The 21,793-nt window shown below is 38.6% G+C and carries 14 protein-coding genes and 1 pseudogene; 6 read left to right on the top strand and 9 right to left on the bottom strand.

From position 1 onward, the window contains the following. Positions 1–26 precede the first annotated feature (26 nt). Positions 27–1,136, bottom strand: coding sequence for a ParB/RepB/Spo0J family partition protein (locus HBH39_RS19565; protein ID WP_167680501.1), 1,110 nt, complete (start codon positions 1,134–1,136; stop codon positions 27–29). Positions 1,137–1,329: 193 nt separating this feature from the next. Between HBH39_RS19565 and recA the strand changes: the two are divergent. After that, positions 1,330–2,260, top strand: a pseudogene (gene recA, locus HBH39_RS19560) (recombinase RecA); the annotation flags it as partial. A gap of 540 nt (positions 2,261–2,800) precedes the next feature. On the opposite strand, the gene HBH39_RS19555 reads toward recA, so the two are convergent. From HBH39_RS19555 to HBH39_RS19535, 5 genes are all read right to left on the bottom strand, one after another. Beyond that, entirely contained in the window at positions 2,801–3,685 is an 885-nt protein-coding gene (locus HBH39_RS19555) for a hypothetical protein (RefSeq protein ID WP_167680500.1), read from the bottom strand. A 4,614-nt stretch (positions 3,686–8,299) separates the two neighbouring features. Further along, a complete protein-coding gene (locus HBH39_RS19550) occupies positions 8,300–9,691 on the bottom strand; it encodes a hypothetical protein (protein ID WP_167680499.1) in 1,392 nt (463 codons plus the stop codon). Between the two features lie 203 nt (positions 9,692–9,894). Beyond that, positions 9,895–10,749 (bottom strand): hypothetical protein, encoded by an 855-nt coding sequence (locus HBH39_RS19545; protein WP_167680498.1) that lies wholly within the window; start codon positions 10,747–10,749, stop codon positions 9,895–9,897. Continuing rightward, positions 10,725–11,015 (bottom strand): hypothetical protein, encoded by a 291-nt coding sequence (locus HBH39_RS19540; RefSeq protein ID WP_167680497.1) that lies wholly within the window; start codon positions 11,013–11,015, stop codon positions 10,725–10,727. Before HBH39_RS19540 ends, HBH39_RS19545 begins: the two co-directional genes overlap by 25 nt. Position 11,016: 1 nt before the next feature. After that, positions 11,017–12,216: a ParA family protein gene (locus HBH39_RS19535; RefSeq protein WP_167680496.1), complete on the bottom strand. Its 1,200-nt coding sequence runs from the start codon at positions 12,214–12,216 to the stop codon at positions 11,017–11,019. A 542-nt stretch (positions 12,217–12,758) separates the two neighbouring features. Here HBH39_RS19535 and HBH39_RS19530 point away from each other — a divergent pair. From HBH39_RS19530 to HBH39_RS19515, 4 genes are all read left to right on the top strand, one after another. Beyond that, a complete protein-coding gene (locus HBH39_RS19530; protein WP_167680495.1) occupies positions 12,759–14,117 on the top strand; it encodes a DNA cytosine methyltransferase in 1,359 nt (452 codons plus the stop codon). 107 nt (positions 14,118–14,224) lie between these two features. Beyond that, positions 14,225–14,983, top strand: coding sequence for a hypothetical protein (locus HBH39_RS19525; protein ID WP_167680494.1), 759 nt, complete (start codon positions 14,225–14,227; stop codon positions 14,981–14,983). 119 nt (positions 14,984–15,102) lie between these two features. After that, positions 15,103–15,612 (top strand): hypothetical protein, encoded by a 510-nt coding sequence (locus HBH39_RS19520; protein WP_167680493.1) that lies wholly within the window; start codon positions 15,103–15,105, stop codon positions 15,610–15,612. 55 nt (positions 15,613–15,667) lie between these two features. Further along, complete coding sequence (locus HBH39_RS19515; RefSeq protein WP_167680492.1) at positions 15,668–16,096, top strand: hypothetical protein; 429 nt, start codon at positions 15,668–15,670, stop codon at positions 16,094–16,096. Between the two features lies 1 nt (position 16,097). Here HBH39_RS19515 and HBH39_RS19510 read toward each other — a convergent pair whose 3' ends face one another. From HBH39_RS19510 to HBH39_RS19500, 3 genes are all read right to left on the bottom strand, one after another. Beyond that, the gene (locus HBH39_RS19510; RefSeq protein WP_167680491.1) at positions 16,098–16,616 is read right to left on the bottom strand and encodes a hypothetical protein; all 519 of its coding nucleotides are present in this window, start codon (positions 16,614–16,616) and stop codon (positions 16,098–16,100) included. Between the two features lie 118 nt (positions 16,617–16,734). Then, a complete protein-coding gene (locus HBH39_RS19505; protein ID WP_167680490.1) occupies positions 16,735–17,043 on the bottom strand; it encodes a hypothetical protein in 309 nt (102 codons plus the stop codon). 11 nt (positions 17,044–17,054) lie between these two features. Further along, the gene (locus tag HBH39_RS19500; protein ID WP_167680489.1) at positions 17,055–18,230 is read right to left on the bottom strand and encodes a DNA sulfur modification protein DndB; all 1,176 of its coding nucleotides are present in this window, start codon (positions 18,228–18,230) and stop codon (positions 17,055–17,057) included. A 150-nt stretch (positions 18,231–18,380) separates the two neighbouring features. On the opposite strand from HBH39_RS19500, the gene HBH39_RS19495 reads away from it, so the two are divergent. Continuing rightward, complete coding sequence (locus tag HBH39_RS19495; RefSeq protein ID WP_167680488.1) at positions 18,381–21,791, top strand: hypothetical protein; 3,411 nt, start codon at positions 18,381–18,383, stop codon at positions 21,789–21,791. Positions 21,792–21,793: the final 2 nt, after the last annotated feature.

Below are 21,793 nucleotides of genomic sequence, written 5' to 3'. Positions count from 1 at the left end.
TGCTGACCGTCGCTCAAAGGTGTTGTTTATTTGATTAACGCCTCTTCAAATCGCTTTAACTCATAATATTCATCGTCTGTGAGTTTGATTACCTGATCTTCATCCTGGTTGACTTGTGACGCTAATTTTAAAATGAAGGTTCTGACATCGGTGCTAATAGATTTGGGTATTGATTTCCCCTTGACAGATTTCTTGGTTACTCTGACTGTTGGCTCAATCGAATCACTTTCTGTTGAGTCGTCGCTGTTATCAACTTCCTCAAACTTTTGTCCAATTTCATTTAAATAGGCAAGATCATCAGCAGCGATTACATCTTCAATATCGATTTGCTTTTCTTTGTTATCCTCTGTCATCTGCTTATCTGGTTTGCTATCTTTCTTAATCTGCTCAACAAACGAATGAATTTCTTCGACCTTTTTGTCGTCTGATTCATCTTCAGTCGGTACAAAATCCATTAAAGTTTGTGGTTGATTTGAATTATTGGACGAAGATGCGATAACAGACATCACTTTATCGCCATGTTCTTTAAATAGTTCGCGAGCATAGGTGGCAGAAATCATGTCATTTCGCACCATATCTTTTAATCGCTGTGGCATATTGAGCAAATCTAGTAAATGCCCAACATGGGCAGAGCTTTTGTTAATCCTTCTGCCTATCTCAGAATTATTTAACCCTTCATTTTTTAAACGTGAAACCGCAGCCGCTAAATCCAATTGATTCAACGGAAGTCCATTAGCAGTATCTATCATTAACAAAACCTCATCGATTTTGTCACCTTGAAATTCATTTACTTCGAACTCAGTCTTACCCGCTTGAATGCCACCTGCAAAGCGATGGTGGCCATCTCTCACAATGCAGATATACTCGCCTTCTGCATTTTTAACCACTTTCACGATGATTTGAGGTACTGTTTTGTTCTCTCTATATGCATTCGCAAAATTAGTCACGTGATTTTCATTCAAGTCCCTGATATTAAATCCTTCTTCAACAAAGATACGATCCGTTGTCACCACATAACTGTTTAGAGTTCCCACCTTCATATCTTCGGGAGCTGAATGCTCTTTTTCGTGACGGTACATATCTCTTAAACGAGCTGACTGCAATTCTTCATATTTAGTATCGATAGTGTTAAACATAGCTTTTTCCTCGTTAAATATACTTTTCGTGTATCGGTTAAATATATATTTGATATAAATGTAAAGTAACTTTAAATGTATTGCAACAAAATTATTTTAAAAAATATATCAATTAAGGGTTGACCACGGAAGGCTTTAAGCCTATTGTTAACGTGTAAGTTAAATCACAACAGGAAACAAAGCCATGACTAACATGACAAACGCAAAAAACGGCACCCGCCAAGATGCACTTGCAGGGGTTCTTGCTCAAATTGAGAAGCAGTTTGGTAAAGGGTCAATCATGAAATTGGGTGATGACCGCACGATGGATGTGGAAACGATTTCAACAGGTTCACTTTCATTAGACGTTGCAATAGGCGCGGGAGGGCTTCCCACTGGGAGGATCATTGAGATTTATGGGAATGAATCGAGTGGCAAGACTACACTCTGCTTAGAGATTATTGCACAAGCGCAACGAGAAAGCAAGACCTGTGCTTTCATAGATGCTGAGCACGCTTTAGACCCTATTTACGCAAAAAACCTTGGCGTTGATATTGATAACCTCTTATGTTCTCAGCCAGATACCGGTGAGCAAGCACTAGAAATTTGTGATGCTTTATCCCGTAGCGGTGCCGTTGATGTGATTGTTGTTGACTCGGTTGCGGCTTTAACACCTAAAGCTGAAATTGAAGGTGAAATTGGTGATTCTCACATGGGTTTAGCTGCTCGTATGATGAGCCAAGCAATGCGTAAGCTGGCTGGTAATTTAAAGCAGTCAAACACCATGCTTATCTTCATAAACCAAATTCGCCACAAGATTGGGGTCATGTTTGGTAACCCTGAAACCACTACCGGTGGCAATGCATTAAAATTCTATGCTTCAGTCCGTCTTGATATTCGCCGTACAGGTGCGATTAAAGAAGGTGATGTAGTAGTGGGTAACCAAACTCGCGTAAAAGTGGTTAAAAACAAAATTGCGGCACCATTCAAGCAAGCTGAATTTGAAATTATTTATGGCAAAGGGATAAACAAGACAGGGGAGATTTTAGATCTTGCAGTTGAATATGGAATTATACAAAAAGCAGGTGCGTGGTTCGCATACGATGGCGATAACATAGGCCAAGGCAGAAAGAATGCTTGTGAAGCTCTTGAGAAAGACTCTTTGCTGCTAAACGAAGTTAAAGCTAAGGTGATTGCATCAATTAACCCAAATGCTTCTCTGGATGATTCAGACGTCTTTGAAGCGGAAATGGAGCAAGACGAAGCCATTGAACTTTTATAAGCTCCTTCATCGCCAAATTAAAATCCCATAAACAACATATTGTTTGTGGGATTTTTTTTGGTTCAAACTATCAGATCCCTACCCTGCTTTATTACTTTTAAAAAAAGAAAAAAATCTTTTACTGACTCTAAATGAAAGAGCCCTCCCTCCCTCGGGGGGGAGGCTCTTCATTTATGAAGAATGATATTTGGGCATATAGTATTGTTGAAGTGTGTCACTACCTTGCGCATTACCTGTTGCAGATAATGTGGATAAGTCAGCATTGTTACTAAAACGGAAATGGCACCTGCCCGAAAATACGAAATTAGGGATGGTAAGGCTCAAAAATGTGTGGATTAAGCTGGAATTAGTCGAAAATATGGGGATTTAGTGAATTTTGGATAGATCTGTGCCGCGATAGGGCTTATTTAGAATTTTTTAGTGCTTCGAGGGCTTTATTGTGTAACTGACTAATTGGGACGCCTGCTTCTTTCAACTGAATTATCATCTCTTTGTATTGAGGGTCATCCAAATACTGTTGTGCTGGTGCAGTAGTTGGACCATTGTTCGATGCTGGTGCATAGTCGTTAGCTGATTGGCCTCGATTGATTGTCATGTTACCAGCAAAGGTTTTTATTGCGTTGCTGTTTGATGTAACATTTTTTTCGAATTTTGCTTTATTCTCAGTTTCAGAAGTATTATTCGATAGAATTCGTTCTGTAGACTTGGTTAAACGTCTTTTTACAGATGGTCGCATTTGTTTAAAGCCGTTTTTAATATTCTTCGTCAGCTCCTTCTTCTCCTGTTGATCATCGCCTTGCTGTTTATTTACTGATTTGATTGCGTCCTTTAATTGCTCAAATGTAAAACCTATTCGAATATAAAAAGATTCCGTCAGGATTATTTGCATCGGTGAGTATTCTTTAGTGACTGGATCGAACTTGGTTGTTGTTACTAAATCACCGATTGCTTCCAAATAATCGAGCACTCGATACACCGTATAGCGCGATACACCGCATTGTGAGGCTATATTGCTCACGTAAAGATAATCAGGAATAGCAAATAGCACTCTACTCCCCTCACTCGTAGTTGTGGGTGTCAGTTGTGCGTTGTATGCGAGACATTGTGTGACAGCTGAGATAGCTGCTAGAAATCTTGATCTTATGCGTGAACGTAGATTGAGTATGTTACGAAGTACAAGTATCGACTTGTCAGCTTGCCAATCATGAGCACCAGCCATCGCAACCATACGGCTAATAAGCTTGTGGCGCTTTTTTTGTGGGCTAAAAGTTGGCAAAGGTTGATTCATTTGGTAGTTAATAAATGCATTAGATCGAATTTGATCAAATCTATACGATCCGATATAGAAGCGCAAACCACAGAGATCTTTACAAAAAAGCCTTTGTTTTTATATGTTTAGCCTCAGATCTATCAAATTTCAACTGCTTAATGACAAATTTCAACTGCTTATTGACAAATTTCAACTGCTTATTGACAAATTTCAACTGCTTAATGGGTAAAAAATATACAATGCATTTGTTTGAATATTTGTATTTTTAATCGAAAATTCAGATATTTATATATGAAATAGCTTTTTTTTCAATTGGTTGATTTTTATTCAGTACCTCAACTATCAAATTTCACTATCGCCACTCATTAGCTGATTGCATAAAACTTTTATTACTTTAAATTCAATCGTTTATATCAAATTTCATCAAATTTCAACCCCTTAATTTGTTCAAATTTCACCCACTACCAACGCTAATTTTGGTTTCAATTTTACTATATAATTCAATCATTTATATCAAATTTCATCAAATTTCAACCCCTTAATTTGTTCAAATTTCACCCACCACCAACGCTAATTTTGGTTTCAATTTTACTATATAATTCAATCATTTATATCAAATTTCATCAAATTTCAACCCCTTAATTTGCTCAAATTTCACCCACTACCAACGCTAATTCTGGTTTCAATTTTACTATATAATTCAATCATTTATATCAAATTTCATCAAATTTCAACCCCTTAATTTGTTCAAATTTCACCCACCACTAACGCTAATTTTGGTTTCAATTTTACTATATAATTCAATCGTTTATATCAAATTTCATCAAATTTCAACCCCTTAATTTGCTCAAATTTCACCCACCACTAACGCTAATTTTTGTTTCAATTTTACTATATAATTCAATCGTTTATATCAAATTTCATCAAATTTCACCCACCACTAACGCTAATTTTGGTTTCAATTTTATCATATAATTCAATCGTTTATGTCAAATTTCATCAAATTTCAACCCCTTAATTTGCTCAAATTTCACCCACTACCAACGCTAATTTTGGTTTCAATTTTACTATATAATTCAATCATTTATATCAAATTTCATCAAATTTCAACCCCTTAATTTGCTCAAATTTCACCCACCACTAACGCTAATTTTGGTTTCAATTTTACTAAATAATTCAATCATTTATATCAAATTTCATCAAATTTCATCAAATTTCAACCCCTTAATTTGCTCAAATTTCACCCACCCTTAAGACTGGTGTGCGTTAAATTTTTAGTAAGTGATTCAGTGAATTAGGCTATTAATATCAAATTTCAATAACTTGAATAGTTGAACATGTTCAACTCATGTTGGGATCTTCAATTGCCAGATGTTGCCTATTCACTTCTAAGAGTTGAACATGTTCAACTCATATTGATAGGTATGTTTTCATTATTGGCAAGATCACTTCTAAGAGTTGAACATGTTCAACTCATATTGATAGGTGTGTTTTCATTATATTGGTAAGTTCACCTCGAAGAGTTGAACATGTTCAACTCATGTTGAGGGTTTCAGTTGCCAGATGTCGTCTATTTACTTCTAAGAGTTGAACATGTTCAACTCATGTTGAGGGTTTCAGTTGCCAGATGTCGTCTATTTACTTCTAAGAGTTGAACATGTTCAACTCATATTGATAGGTATGTTTTCATTATTGGCAAGATCACTTCTAAGAGTTGAACATGTTCAACTCGTGTTGATAGGTATGTTTTCATTAAATTGGTGAGTCCACTTCTAAGGGTTGAACATGTTCAACTGATATAGATAGGTGTGTTTTTATTTGACTAGCTAGCCCACTTCGAAGAGTTGAACATGTTCAACTCATATGGAGGTAGAGGGCTTCAATTTCCAGTTTCGGTGAGTTCAGCTCTAATAGTTGAACATGTTCAACTATTGTAGATAGCTTTAATTGGCCGTTATGGTGAGTCCACTTCTAAGGGTTGAACATGTTCAACTCATATGGAGGTAGAGGGCTTCAATTTCCAGTTTCGGTGAGTTCAGCTCTAATAGTTGAACATGTTCAACTATTGTAGATAGCTTTAATTGGCCGTTATGGTGAGTCCACTTCTAAGGGTTGAACATGTTCAACTCATATGGAGGTAGAGGGCTTCAATTTCCAGTTTCGGTGAGTTCAGCTCTAATAGTTGAACATGTTCAACTCATATTGATAGGTATGTTTTCATTATATTGGCAAGTTCACTTCTGAGAGTTGAACATGTTCAACTCATATGGAGGTAGAGGGCTTCAATTTCCAGTTTCGGTGAGTTCAGCTCTAATAGTTGAACATGTTCAACTCATATTGATAGGTATGTTTTCATTATATTGGCAAGTTCACTTCTGAGAGTTGAACATGTTCAACTATTGTAGATAGCTTTAATTGGCCGTTATGGTGAGTTTAGTTCTAAGAGTTGAACATGTTCAACTCATATTGATAGGTATGTTTTCATTATTGGCAAGTTCACTTCTGAGAGTTGAACATGTTCAACTCATATTGATAGGTATGTTTTCATTATATTGGTAAGTTCACTTCTGAGAGTTGAACATGTTCAACTCATATTGATAGGTATGTTTTCATTATATTGGTAAGTTCACTTCGAATAGTTGAACATGTTCAACTATTGTAGATAGCTTTAATTGGCCGTTATGGTGAGTTCAGCTCTAATAGTTGAACATGTTCAACTCATATTGATAGGTATGTTTTCATTATTGGCAAGATCACTTCTAAGAGTTGAACATGTTCAACTCGTGTTGATAGGTATGTTTTCATTAAATTGGTGAGTCCACTTCTAAGGGTTGAACATGTTCAACTGATATAGATAGGTGTGTTTTTATTTGACTAGCTAGCCCACTTCGAAGAGTTGAACATGTTCAACTCATATGGAGGTAGAGGGCTTCAATTTCCAGTTTCGGTGAGTTCAGCTCTAATAGTTGAACATGTTCAACTATTGTAGATAGCTTTAATTGGCCGTTATGGTGAGTTTAGTTCTAAGAGTTGAACATGTTCAACTGATATAGATAGGTGTGTTTTCATTATATTGGTAAGTTCACCTCGAAGAGTTGAACATGTTCAACTCATGTTGAGGGTTTCAGTTGCCAGATGTCGTCTATTTACTTCTAAGAGTTGAACATGTTCAACTCATATTGATAGGTATGTTTTCATTATTGGCAAGATCACTTCTAAGAGTTGAACATGTTCAACTCATATTGATAGGTATGTTTTCATTATTGGCAAGATCACTTCTAAGAGTTGAACATGTTCAACTCATATTGATAGGTATGTTTTCATTATTGGCAAGATCACTTCTAAGAGTTGAACATGTTCAACTCATATTGATAGGTATGTTTTCATTATATTGGCAAGTTCACTTCTGAGAGTTGAACATGTTCAACTCGTGTTGATAGGTATGTTTTCATTAAATTGGCAAGTTCACTTCTGAGAGTTGAACATGTTCAACTATTGTAGATAGCTTTAATTGGCCGTTATGGTGAGTTTAGTTCTAAGAGTTGAACATGTTCAACTCATATTGATAGGTATGTTTTCATTATTGGCAAGATCACTTCTAAGAGTTGAACATGTTCAACTCATATGGAGGTAGAGGGCTTCAATTTCCAGTTTCGGTGAGTTCAGCTCTAATAGTTGAACATGTTCAACTATTGTAGATAGCTTTAATTGGCAGTTATGGTGAGTCCACTTCTAAGGGTTGAACATGTTCAACTCATATGGAGGTAGAGGGCTTCAATTTCCAGTTTCGGTGAGTTCAGCTCTAATAGTTGAACATGTTCAACTATTGTAGATAGCTTTAATTGGCCGTTATGGTGAGTTTAGTTCTAAGAGTTGAACATGTTCAACTGATATAGATAGGTGTGTTTTCATTATATTGGTAAGTTCACCTCGAAGAGTTGAACATGTTCAACTCATGTTGAGGGTTTCAGTTGCCAGATGTCGTCTATTTACTTCTAAGAGTTGAACATGTTCAACTCATATTGATAGGTATGTTTTCATTATTGGCAAGATCACTTCTAAGAGTTGAACATGTTCAACTCATATTGATAGGTATGTTTTCATTATTGGCAAGATCACTTCTAAGAGTTGAACATGTTCAACTCGTGTTGATAGGTATGTTTTCATTAAATTGGTGAGTCCACTTCTAAGGGTTGAACATGTTCAACTGATATAGATAGGTGTGTTTTTATTTGACTAGCTAGCCCACTTCGAAGAGTTGAACATGTTCAACTCATATGGAGGTAGAGGGCTTCAATTTCCAGTTTCGGTGAGTTCAGCTCTAATAGTTGAACATGTTCAACTATTGTAGATAGCTTTAATTGGCCGTTATGGTGAGTTTAGTTCTAAGAGTTGAACATGTTCAACTGATATAGATAGGTGTGTTTTCATTATATTGGTAAGTTCACCTCGAAGAGTTGAACATGTTCAACTCATGTTGAGGGTTTCAGTTGCCAGATGTCGTCTATTTACTTCTAAGAGTTGAACATGTTCAACTATTGTAGATAGCTTTAATTGCCAGATGTCGTCTATTCACTTCTAAGTGGTAATCAGCCTGCAAACCAATCACAAGATAAGACTATGATAAGTCTATTAAAAATTGTTATCTGGTGTCGTTGTTGGCCTTTTATGATGATTTTTAATTTCATAAACAACTTTGTTTGGGTAAATACTTACTTTCTGGTCTTTATCTTCCAAAGCCAATCCTTTTCCAGAAATTTTCTTTGCATTGCTCTGGTTGAAGATGTTAGTCACTTGAGTTTTAATTTTTGATGCGGTTAGCCCATGTTCTATTGCTGTTGCAATTTGATTCCAACTTGCTTCTACCGTTCCATCTTCATTTGATTTTGACATTAAAAACAGGATTAAAAGAGATAGCGTTCTATTTTGCAGGTTAACAAATAAGCTGCTGATTTCATGTAGGTTTTCGGTATTTTTGTTTAAAATTAAATTACCTTCTGTTGCAAGTTCATCCATATCCACCATCTTGTCGATAGCGTCACAAATAAAACCTGGTAAGTTAAAGTTTGCTACCAACAGCCCACTGCCTCTATAATTTTCCCCATCAACTTGTCGTTTAAGAGTGGTGAATAGATTGCTAATTGGGTTTATTACCATGAATTCTTCATTAATTTCTAAATTAGATAATTCGCTGAACTCAGGGCTAATCGTGATGGTTGCATAGTTGAGGCGTAATAATGCCTGTGTCACAGTGGCTCTTGTTGTAGCTTGCACTGTTTTAGTCATGTTAACTTGTTGTATTATCGAATTAACAGGTACCTCAAATGACATTTTCTGGGCCTGAATTTGTTGGTCGAATCCCCTTCGAGAGTGCTCTAGCCTGCTAGATACAACACATTTTATTAAAGCTCCATAGATAATGATATCGTCATTTTTGGGTAATTGGCTTCCTGTTGTCGTTTTTAATGTTGCTCTTACGGGGCCATTATAAATAGGTTGCAATGAGGGTAGGGTGGTTTCTTTTATCTCTTCGTTATCATCTTCAGCTTTTGGATTTATGAATAACTCTTGAAACAAATTTATTAACGAACGTGTTATATATATTGATTGGTGTTCTTCATTAATTGGATTTGCCCACTGTAGATCAAATTGTTGTTGGCTCTTATGACTTACAGCTGCCTTACCTTCCTTCAAATATTCTGATTTATTTTCCTTAGTAGGATACCAAATTGTGCATTTGAGCTTTCCGCGAAGAATTAGATGTGATGATATATGGCCGGATTTTTTTAATTTTGTTAATGATCTCCAAATAGTAACATAAACTAAATCTGGTTCACTTTTTAGCTTGATATAACTCCATTCGTTGTACGGGATTAGAGTGGAGTTATTAATGATATCATCTAAACTTTTCAAATCTTCATTGATTTTGCACTCGTCAATAATCTCACTGTCCAACAATAATATTGGAAAGCTCGAATCTTCCATTTTTGCTGCCAACTTCTTAACTACGTTAATATTTCCCATAATATTTAATTCTTTAGTAATTGTTTTAGAAGAGTAATGCTCTCACTCCAATTTGCAAAACTACTTGGTCTGCAAAGGATTACCTTTTGTGAGCACTTGTGGCCAGCGTGTTGGGGTGTTATATTTTTCACGTTAATTCCTCGGTCCGTTAAGCATGAGGGTTGATAGTCGGATGTATTGGCGTACATCCGGCAACTTTTCTCTTATTGATTTAACTCATTTAAAAATATTTCTAGTTTTTTCTTTTTTTCTTCAGTTAGTTTATTTACTGTGCAGCTGTAAGTCTGATTATGCTTGTCTGTTAATTTGAATCTTACTTTTAGAGCCGCATCTTCAGCGTCTTCTGTATCTGTATCATTGTGTGATAGCGCTGCCAGAGAAATTTTTATTTTGTTTAAAATGACTTCTTTCGGCGTTCCTATCTCAATATCTAACTGTTCTAAAAAATTGTCATAATTAAGATCGAGTTTATCCAATTTGTTCTTTATCAGCAGTAGATTTACTAAATCTCTGTAAGTTAACTCGTTTGTCACCGGGAAAATAGAGATAAAACACGCAGGTATATCCAATAGCTTTAAGTATTTAGTTATTACTCCCTTACTTACTTTGATGGCTTTTGCTAATTCAACATTAGTGTATTTGTACTTATGCTTTAGTGATTGATATTGTAACGCAGTATCATAAATTGACTGTTTTTCTTGCAAATTAATCTTTCGGATCACAGCAGTTATGTCAACCGCTGATATGTCTGATTCAGTAGTAACAGAAAAATTTAATCCTACTTCTGCTAGTCTCGCCGCATATGTACGTCGAGAACCATCCCACGCCAAGATCCGGCCATCTGGCAGTAGTTGACCGAAGCAGTTTCTTTCTTGCCCAGTTTTCAAACTTTCAATTAACTGGTGAGTATTGTGCTCCGAAAGAACATTTTGAGCTCGCGGGTTTATATCCGGTATTAGGATTGCTTCTTTGAGTTTGTCATGCGGTATATGAATTTCATAAAACTTAACAGTACGGCCTGATTGCATTATTTTTAACAATGGCTTTTCGTTAAGCAATTGATATCCATGCAGGGAAGGGGGGTGTTGTTTGCTATATCAATTGACTCAATTGAATCAATTGAGCCATCTTGAACGCTATCGTTGCTGATATTTGTAAAGTCTTCGCTAACTTCTGATTTTACTTTCTCTACGATCTGTTCGTAATTGCGTTCTTGTCTTTTCGGAGAATTTCGTCTAGATAAGCGACTTGCTTTTTCTGCCTCAGCAGCTTTTTGTGCGGATTCTAAAGCGGCTTTATTCATGCCTGGTATGGTTAAGGTCATTTTAAAGCTCCTTATTCGCGTCGCTAATCATAAATTCAAATTCATTAACTAAAGCGGCCCCAGCTTCTTGTGCTTTCATCAACGATTTTTTGGTACCATCAAATTCTGATACTGAAATATCAAAAATAGTACAACGCTGCTCTGCACACGATATGATTGCATCTGAACGCGGAATGCTTGCCGTAAAACAATTTTCAATTCCTGCCGCTAGCCTAAGCTTGTGAGCAGTTCTTGCTTCTGCATTACTATTAACTGAAATTGACGAAATCAGTAATTTTGTAGACTTAAAACCTTGATGACCAAGATATTTGATCACACCGTATGTACGACTCAAGAAACTCATGTAGACACCCGCCGAGTCCCAATCATATTCGCTAGGCTTAACAGGCATGATTAGATGATCAGAAACATAATGCGCAGCAGTGTTAGACGCAGTAAAGTGAGGTGGAGTATCAATAATAATAATGTCATAACGCGACTTTAATGCGTCAGTAACCCGCTTAAGGTCTTTGTAACTGTTATATTCTTTACCTGCTTTGTCAGCAGCTTGTTCCATTGATCTTACATAAATATCGTACTGACGATCTCTGTCAGATGATGTAATTACATCAAGGTTCGGGAAGTTTGTTTTCTTTATTGATTTGTCCAATTTAATCTTAAAAGTGTCATCATCGCTATCATCCATCATTAAATCGCCAATTGAAATTTCATTAGCTTTCATATTTGGAACTAACTGAGAACTAGCCGTTTTTTGTGGGTCAAGATCAATTACTAGCACTTTATAAATTTTAGATGGCAATGAAGCAATACCGGTTGCGAGCATAGTAGCCGTCGCGGTCTTACCCACACCACCTTTAAGAATCCCGATCATCACAATTTGTGCTTGAGTTGGTTTTTTATTTTGAGAAGCATCTTTACGCTTACTATTAAAGAACTCTTTTATTTGATTGATTTCTAATTGGTTTACACGCCACGTATTACCGTATTTGTATTGAATACCAAGGTCATCGCAAACTTTATTTATGATTCGGTTTGTCCTAGCCTCCGGGATCGCCGCTAACGCCTCACGTTGGTTGTATGTGCGGTAATACTTACCATTTGGGGCATCACCATTGGCGTACACTTCTATGTCATCGACAGTAATAGCTGCAAAGCTTTTTGCTAGATAATCAAATTTTTCTTGAGTTTGCGTTTGGTTCATAAAAGTGTCTCCAATAGTGGTTTAGCTTAATATATGTTACTACGTTTTTTTACGCAAGCATTTAAAAAGCGTAGCAAGAGGTTTTTTGCTTTGCATGCCACATTTGAGAAAGAATGAAGGATTATCGCTTGAATTAAATTGCGTTATTGATAAGATGATCTTGCCGATAGCCTCGTGGCCTTCAGCACCGTAGGGCAGCGGGTCGCAAACTTCGCTGCCCTACATCCTCAACCCTTTCTAGCTCTCTACCGTGAACTCTTTTATTTTCTCTTTCATTGACAAATTTCTGTAGTACACCTATTGTGTACTTGTAAAGTGAATCTTGTTCATTTGGTGGCTGGTTAACCCTCCCTCTCCCTTAAGTGTGTTTTTCCAGCCGCCCATTTTTTTTAATTTCCTCGCTTATTCCTCCCATTGAAAAAAAATACATGCATTTTAATAATTTAAAATAATCATTGATTTTAACGCAACTCTTAATTGATATATATTTAAAAACGTAGTATCTTCATTTTTAATGTAAATGACTAAAGTTGGGGTTAATCATGAGAGCAAAGCAGCATGGCTATTACAAAGTGGGTACAAACAAAGGTGTGCCAAGAATTTGGTTGCAGGGCGGCAATTTAACCGCGTCAAACTTTCACAAAGGTCAGCCCTTTGAAACCGTTTTTAATATAGATACGCGCACTATCGTTTTACGATTGCTTGATACGCCTAATGAAAACTGCCGCTTTGTCTCTGGCAGGGTTAACAACAAAACAAAGATTGTGACGCCCATTATCGAGCTGGCCAAATCAAAGTTAATCGATATCACGGGACAAGCAACTAAGGTTCGCGTAGATTTTTACGAAAATGAAATCCACATTTCGATACATCATCTAGATTGCAAAATTGAAGAGCGTGAAGCACGCTTAAAACGCAATGTGACTAATGGTGAAATAACCAAAGGTGTCGTTTGTGTGGGTATCGGTGTTAGCGCAGCTGCAGGTCATGATGCTTTGAGTTCTCAACTTCATTGCAAAACGAAGTTTGTTGTAGACAGAGAGCGCAAGTATCTTGATCTATTGACTCAAAACAATCACGCAATCGATGGTACCACCAAAATTTTCGAAGCCAGTCTAGAAGAAATCGAGCCAGAATTGCTTGATTATGTCGATATTCTTTCTTTTAGCTTACCTTGCAGCGGCATGAGCCTTTCTGGGCGTTCCAAAAACCGTATTAAGATCCCAGAGGAACATGCTACCGACGCAACCGCAGTCTTCGGTTTAATTAAGATCATTGACGCATGCAACCCCTCTATCTTGGTCAGCGAGAATGTTGTACCAGCAATGCATTCTGCAACCTATGTGCTGTTAAAAAGCTTGCTGGCCATGTACGGCTACAACATAGCAGAAAGGACGCTCAGCTCTGAACAAACGAATTCTTTTGAGAATCGAGAGCGTTATTGGTTTGTCGCCACATCCCAAAACTTGCCAACTGTTGATTTGGCTAACTTTCCAAAATTTGCACCCAAATACAGCAATCTGGCATCCCTTCTTGATTGCATTCCTCATGCCTCGAATATGTGGAAGTCAACAAAAGAAAAAATTCGCAAAGCCGCAGTCAATAAAGCAGCAGGTAAAGGCTTTGGCTTTAACCTCGTTGACCCAAACATCACTCAAAGAATAGGTACAATCGGCAAGGGGTACCAAAAAGACCGAGCTACTGAATGCCACATTGCCGGTCCCAACAATACGATGCGTTTACTCACACCATCAGAATTAGCCAGAGCGCAGAGTGTACCTGCACACCTCATTCAAAATGTATGTGATTCAACAGCCTATGAAGGGCTAGGGCAGGGCGTGGATTTCTTGCAGGCCTTCGGGATATTTCAATGTTTGCTACGCGATGTATTGACAAATTGATAAGAAAAACTTGCGGGTGCGACAAGGGTGCGATATACTTTAATTGTTCACTTAGCATATCAACAAAGACGCTCGCATCTGCAGGGCATAATGTAAGGAATTTAAAAATGAACAACTCAACATTTATCGCACTATCTGAAATCAAATCTAAGCTAGACATTAAAGATCACAACTATGGGCGCCTGACTGCAGAAGAAATTAAGTTAAACACATGGACAGTCAAAACGCATCAGGATATTGACGAAGATAGAAATTGCTACTCAAAAGGTTGGCATCGCAAGTACGGACCCAAATACACTGTAATCGGTCGCTATGTTACGTTTTCTCGAAAGTGTGGCCGTGGCGTTACATCTAAGCGAGTCTACGTTAATAGCTGGTCAGGTAATTATCTTGAAAATGCAGTTGTTGAGGCTGGCTTAGAACCAAAAAATTCAACATTACCGCTAACTATCCGCTTGCACAAAGCGTTTGATGCAAAGTTAATCAGAACGGTTCGCGGCTTTAAGATCTACGAAAGAACACTACTAAAAGCACCCGTTGACTATGTGATTGTCTCGCCAATGGGCGTAACTTATCACGATGACAAGAAAGCAAACCTACTTAAAGGCCTGTTCAAAAAAATTCGCGCATCAGCCAATGGCGTTAAATTTGCCGCTGAAAAAGTGTCGTGGAAAGACTGCAAAAAGCTCGGCTTTTGTGACGCAGGCATTAAGTCTTTCTGTGATGATTTCGGACTAAGCATAAAAAACGCCTATACCCCAAGACAGATAGAAGAGGCAGTAAGAAAATGCCCATCTCTCGCATCGCCATACATCAATGAGCTTCGGGTTTTAGCCAATGCTTACAACTACTCAGTCAACATTTAACCAGCAACTCGATAAGAAAAGCTTGCAGGTGCGACAAGAGTGCGATAAGCTTTAATTGTTCACTTAGCACATCAACAAAGAAGCTCGCATCTGCAAGGCATAATGTAAGGAATTTGGCTATGATCACTTCAAAAGACATCACCACCACCTACTTTGACCACATTCTTCACTCAACTGAAGTTCACGGCAATCACAATCATCGCGACTACGTTAGGCATAACATTGATATTTTCAACGTTATCAAGATCCACGGTAAAGATTATAACGCTGTATATCAAAGCGGCCTTAGTTACTTCAACAATGACGTATCATTACCGAGTGCTGAAATTGAACTGTCAGAAGCAGGTGGTACTGACCCTTTTTTAGAGTCACTAAACGGGCTGTATGCTTGTGATATTGATGAAATGGAATCAATGCCTGCCGAGCAACAAGCGGAAATTATTAGTGAATGGCAAGAAGTATGCCCTAACATTGAAAGCATAGCTTGTATTAGAGCAGCTTATGATGAACTTATGGACAACAACGGCATGGCTCAGAGTTATGCGTATGAGCTTAATCTTTGCGATGACCCCGAAGCATACGACATAGATGAGCAAACAGGCTTGGCCTGTATCAAAGATGATATGTAGAACTATATCATCAGAATTAAACATGGCCGCGATAGCGGCTATTAAGGATTCAAAAATGAGCATTAAAAAATCAGTCAGATTATCAGACGAGGCAGAACGCCTCTGTTATCTTCTATCGCCTTATGGCGAGCCAAATTATTCAGGCTCACTTAACGCGCTTGCGCATCGCTACAACCTGTTAATTGAGAATGTTATGCCAGAGTTATCAGAGCAAGAAGCGCTAGTCTTTGCGTCGCTATACAATGGTCACATGCTAAATGACAACATTAAACTTGAAGCACAAAGCATTGAGTGGCAGTTAGCTGAAGGCTTTAAATACGACGCTACAATAGGGGAGTTAATCGAAAACGCAGATACCACGCTTGAGAAGTTGCACAGCAAGGTTGCCAGCTGGTCGATTGCCGAACGCATAGCCGTGATAGATATGACTCAGCGATTTTGGTCCAAAGGCCGAGCAGATGCTATGCTAGGCAAAGAAGGATAAGTTATTCAGTTTTCAGTAACTTTAAATATGGAATTTTAAAATAGCTCTTTTCATCTTCTTTTATTTTAGCCAGGTATCGTTTCGCATACGGCGTTACTTCGTTAGGTTCTTGCAACAATAACACTGACAGTGAACGCCGCATCCACAGCCATTCTTCATTGAGTTTTTCATCACTCAACTCTGTTTTGACGTTTTTTTCGGTGCAGGTGTACAGCTCAACAATCTTTTTGAGCAGCTTGAATGTGTATGCTCCTGAGTGGGGTTCGGATATGGCATACATCACAATTAGATCGTCTAGTGAACGTCTGGTTAAATACCAATTGCGAATATAATTTTCTTTGGTGATCTCTTCATCGAAGAGAAATCGGCAATATCTTAATCGGCCAAAAAGTAGTGCGAGGGTTTTTTCTTTTCGGGCGATTTTTGCTATCAACATCAAGTGAAATTGTGTCGTAAAGGCATACAACCCTTTTAGTATCGAGCTGTGTCGTCGCTTTATTTTGATTCTTGCATGTCCCATAGCACACCCCAATAGATAGATCGAGTACCTTTAAAGTACATTAATTTAACCTTAAAAGCACTATTGGATGGCAAAAAAATAGCCGCATAAAGGTTAAATAAGATGTAAAGCTTCGTAATTAACTGAATTTAATGTTAAAAATAATTTGCTCGTCAATGTTTAGTAAATCATCTTCTATCGCTTCCGCATCTTCTAGCCATCGTTCTTTCACGCTTTCCTCTAATGGCGATGTGATAGCACTGATCAGCTTTACGTCAGAATGCTCTAATTGTGCAAGATAATACGGGAGATCTCTTTTCATACTTTGCTCAATCGTGCGTAATTGAAGATCACCTTTAAAATTATCACTTATTGCACTGCTTAAGGCGCGTCGCACGTAAATCATGGCTTCAGGGCAACGTGTCGTCTTTAAGTCAAAGATTTGCATATACTGCCTCCTTATACCAATTCTGCTGCTGGGAGCAGACGGATTGATTGACATAGAACGGCGGCTAACCGTTTTTCAGAGCCTTTAACTATTTTAATTTTGCCATCGACATCCTTATTAAAAATCCCTTTTTTTAACCACAATTCATTCGCCTTATCGGACAACGGTAAGTCGTGCAGTTTGTTGAGCGGCGTAAAGTCTAGTTGGGTGCGATCATTAGCTAACGCATCTTCTATAATCGATCTTCCAACCCAAGCCAATGCTTTTAACCCGATGGCGCAAAGTAATATTTGGTTATTTAATGCTGACTTCCATTGCGCATCATCGGCATCATGGACCTCTTGTAAGGGCAGCGTGTGATAAATAGCTTGTATGTATTGCGCGACGAGAACCCTATACAGATCGTAATTATCTGTATCATTTAACACGGCATTCACGGATTTTTTGCTGGTACTGGACGCTGCCATAATAGAAATAAAATCGGTCACATTGGCTAGCGTAAAAATCTGGCCACAAGACAATTTCCCATTGACCGCTACCGAGTCGGCAAAAGGGATACCCATTCGCTCTGTGGTTTCTAGTACATCATTCGTTAAACGGTTTAGATTGGTTTCACTATCAAACCAGATAGATTGACTTGCATTTGGTTTTTTCAGATTGAGATGCAAGTCTGCAAATATTTGCGTAACAAATTTTGCTGAATCTCTGATTTTGGCTGTATTCAGCACGACTATTTTTACATCAAGATGATGTGAAGCTAACTCAGGTCTGACTTTAAGCGCTTGTCGAATACCCGTTAAGCGTCCTTGGCCATCGATTAATAGTCGATCCACATTGGCTTTTAACGTGGCTTTATGGACTCGAACTTCACCGAAACCCACTTCTACTGGCACCAATTCCAATGATGATACAACCAAAATCACACTTGGGAAAAACGTGTTATCACGATTAATCAGATAATCTCGTATGCCATTGACCCGACCCTTATCGGCATTTCGCTGTAATCGTTCTCGCTCGGGGATGCTTTCATCTTCAATATCGATAAATCGTTCACATTCATCGAAGCTTAATTTTGTGCTGAATGTACTACCAATGCCTTCTTTGCCTTCAACCACCAGCATGGTTAAATCAGAATCGGCGGTAATGGCGTATTTTGGAATGTGTATTTCGCGTTCTAGATGTTCCATGGTTAAACCCCTATTTGACAACTTTTAATTGATACTAAATCAACAGTCGAACCATTGCAACTCTTAATTGATATAAGTATCACGTAAAGGTTGCAACCCTCAGTTGATATTGTTATATTGGGTTCAACATTTAACTTCCCGGCTACTATCATGCAAATATTTGATTTAGGTTCCCACAAGGCAGAGGTTGCAAAACATGCATATCAGCTCAGTGAAGCGCTAATCGCTGAATACATGACGCTATTAAAGGCCGGTGTTTGTTTGCAGATCTCAACTTCTCACGGTAAAGACTCCACCTCTATCACCAATGCCGCCATTGAAGCCATGGGTAGGGCGCTTAACGCTGGGGTGATTGCACAAGATCACCCTTTGGTCGTGTTAACTGTCGATACCTTGCTAGAGCCTGAACCTATTCAGTGCTATGTCGATTACGCGCATCAAAATGTGATCAAACGTTGTGAAGCGCTAGGGATTAATCTTTACGCAAAAATCGTTACTCCCCCGTTTCATCATCAACTGATGATCTTATTTGCCAATGCCCAAAAATTATTTGCTACCGCATCGTCAGGTCGCTCGGCAGATTGCTCTAAAATCTTTAAAGTAGATACCAATATTCGCGCCCTTAAAGCGATAAAAGCAGGTTTACCCGAAAAATACCAAATGGCGCCGTGGGTTTCTGTTGCTGGGCAGCGTTCCGACGAATCTTCACGCAGAAGCAACAATATGTCTAAACAAGGCGTAAAGTCACTTAAAGCGGAAGCATTGCTTGATCAAATAAAAGCAGAAGGGCATTCAGGAAAAGTGTTTCGTTTTGCGCCGATTGGACATTGGGTGCTTGATGATGTCATCGCTTATTTAACCCATGCTGGGACTAACGCTATCAACAAATGTTTACCTGGCACCCAAATTTCCTGTTATAGCGAAAATTTTGGGCTTTTATTGTCTATTTATGGTGAAGGTAGCAATGAACGATGTGAGCTGGTGGCCTCTGAAGATGACAAACCTAAGCAAAGCGGGTGCGGGAAAGTGGCCCGTTTCGGCTGCGTGACATGCGGTATGGTGGGCGATGATAAAAGCGCTAAAGAATTAAACGAATATGTTCGGTGGTCACGCTTTGGTGATTCTACATTGCGCTTTCGTGATTTCCTGACTCGTGTGAGTGATGATATTCATTGTCGTGCATTTCACGCAAGAGCCTATGACCGCAGTGGCAATAACAACGTGTTCTTTCAGCCAAATATCCTAAAAGCATCGGTTTTGGAAAAGTTGGTATGGTATGCCTCACAAATCTCACTGGATAGCCAACAAATCCATGAATCTTTCGTGGCGCTCTATCATACGGGTAAAGTTGATCAAGATATTGGCATTAAAGACATTCAATCCGACCCCTCACTGAACGCCAGTGTTCGGAAACAATATATTGAGATGTACACCAATCGGATGCTCAAAGGACCGATGTTTACCTTGTTTAGCCACCAGCATGCGGTATTGCTGTCACTTTTATGGAGCCTCCATGGGATCACCGCGCTACCTTATCGTCCTCTTGCTATCTATGAGGCCGTATTGAAAGGGAAACGCCTTCCATTTCCGATGACGAATGCTGAATTAAATGCCAAACGCGCACAACAAGGCCTTATCTCGTTTCAAGAGGAACTGCGCACTCAATCTATCCCAGACGCCGTAGTTGCGCAGCTATTTACACCAGCCAAACAATCGTTTGCGAAACTCAAAAAGCAGCATGGTGACTTACTGAATAAATCCCATTTACAAACACTTTTGCCTTTTGAATTAGCGCAATATTGGCAAGACGCTGCCGTTCAGTTCCACCAGCATCATGACTTACAGCTATTTAGCCAAAACACCAGTGCCAACACCCGAAAAATCCGCATTACTTATCAACGCGATAGTGTGACAGGCAAAGAAAACCTATCGGTCAAATGCTTACAAACTAGCAAAATCATTAATTTAGATGCAAATACGCATTTACGCGATGTATGCTTAACGCTTGCAAAGCAGGATTTCGAACAACATGGCCATAACCTGCAAAAGCGCGTATCTGATCATGAACTATCAGACCAAGTATTATTCACCAGTCCCATTGCTCATTACAGTCAAGAAAAACGCCTTAAAGCGACTAAAACCCGACAATTCTCAGAAAGAAAACGGGTGTTTGATAAATCTACTGGCCGTTATGTAACGGGTCGTGCTTCGTTAAAAATGTATAGTGCTAATGAGCGTGCGTCTGAAGTCGAGCAGCGCATTAATCTTGTTAGCTACTGGTTGCCTGCGTACCAAATTAATCAGTCAATCAATATTGGGACCAGTGAGTTAGATACCGATGACTTATCATTGAACTTTATCTTCGATGAGGCGTTATTTGCGATATGGATGTCTGAAGGCGGCATAGAAAGATTACTTGAGCATCATGACACGGTATTGGCCAATCGTATTAAAGATAGAAAGCCGATCCGACAATTCTATGGAACGGGACCGGTATACACGATTACTAATACAACTGGCCTGAGTATCAGTACCCGATTAGCCAGTAATTTCCAAAACACATTAAAACGCACTGAAGTCTTTCATCATGCAGGCTTATTTAACGTCGCTAATCTCAGCCGTGAAGCGTTATTATCACTCGATAACGTGATCTGTATGGATGAGCATCGCGCACAGAAAGTTGATCATTTATTGGCAGTTCGCTACATCAAACATATAGAACGTCGTGACATGAAACAAAAACTGGCTAATGCCAACGGCAATATCGCTTTAATGAATGTCACAGACAGATTAAATGAGTTTGTTCGTCATTATATTCAGATTAGCAAAAGCTATCTCGCCGCTCAGGTGTATGCCGCGTTTAATCCAGATGCAGCATTAAGAGCAAAGAAATTGGGCATGTGGCTCGATGAGTATGCCCAGGTCATTTCCGAACCGAACCAGGCGTTAACTGTTCTGTCAGTTAAGGACGAAGCGAATGAGATCACCGGCAATTTTGATGACTTTTCTGTCTATCTTAATGCCTTCTCAAACCATATTAATACGATTAAAGTTACTTTAACTGAATTCGCAAATATACCGCACGATGCGTTAGGTACACTCATGGCCATGGCGCAAAGTGATACTTTATCTATCGCCGCGCAAGATGCCACTTACTTTGCTGGTGGCAAGACAGGTGAATTGGTCGATAAACTGAGTCAATTTGTTAGTTTGCACTTTGATAGGGCAAATCAATGTCTCGTTGCAAACCAATTAACCCAAGTCTTAGCCTATGCCAATCATCAGGTTTACTTGGGATATGGCATTATTTCAGACCTTTCCTATGCGAATACGGAATTAAAAATACAGCATCGTTACAACAACAGTATGGAACAGTTACAAAATGCGTTAAACACATGCTTACTGACCCAACATGCTTGCTTTGATAAATGGCTAACTTATAGCGATGTCAGTAAAAGCGAGGCCAAATCAACATTATCAGCGTCCGTTAAAACCGCAAAACTTGCGACTTTAATGAAACATAACATTCAACAATTTAATGCCATGCTAGCCGCTAGCTAAAC

It is taken from the genome of Shewanella aestuarii (assembly GCF_011765625.1).
In the GTDB taxonomy this organism is placed as follows: domain Bacteria; phylum Pseudomonadota; class Gammaproteobacteria; order Enterobacterales; family Shewanellaceae; genus Shewanella; species Shewanella aestuarii_A.
This window is presented reverse-complemented; position numbering and strand designations above follow the sequence as displayed.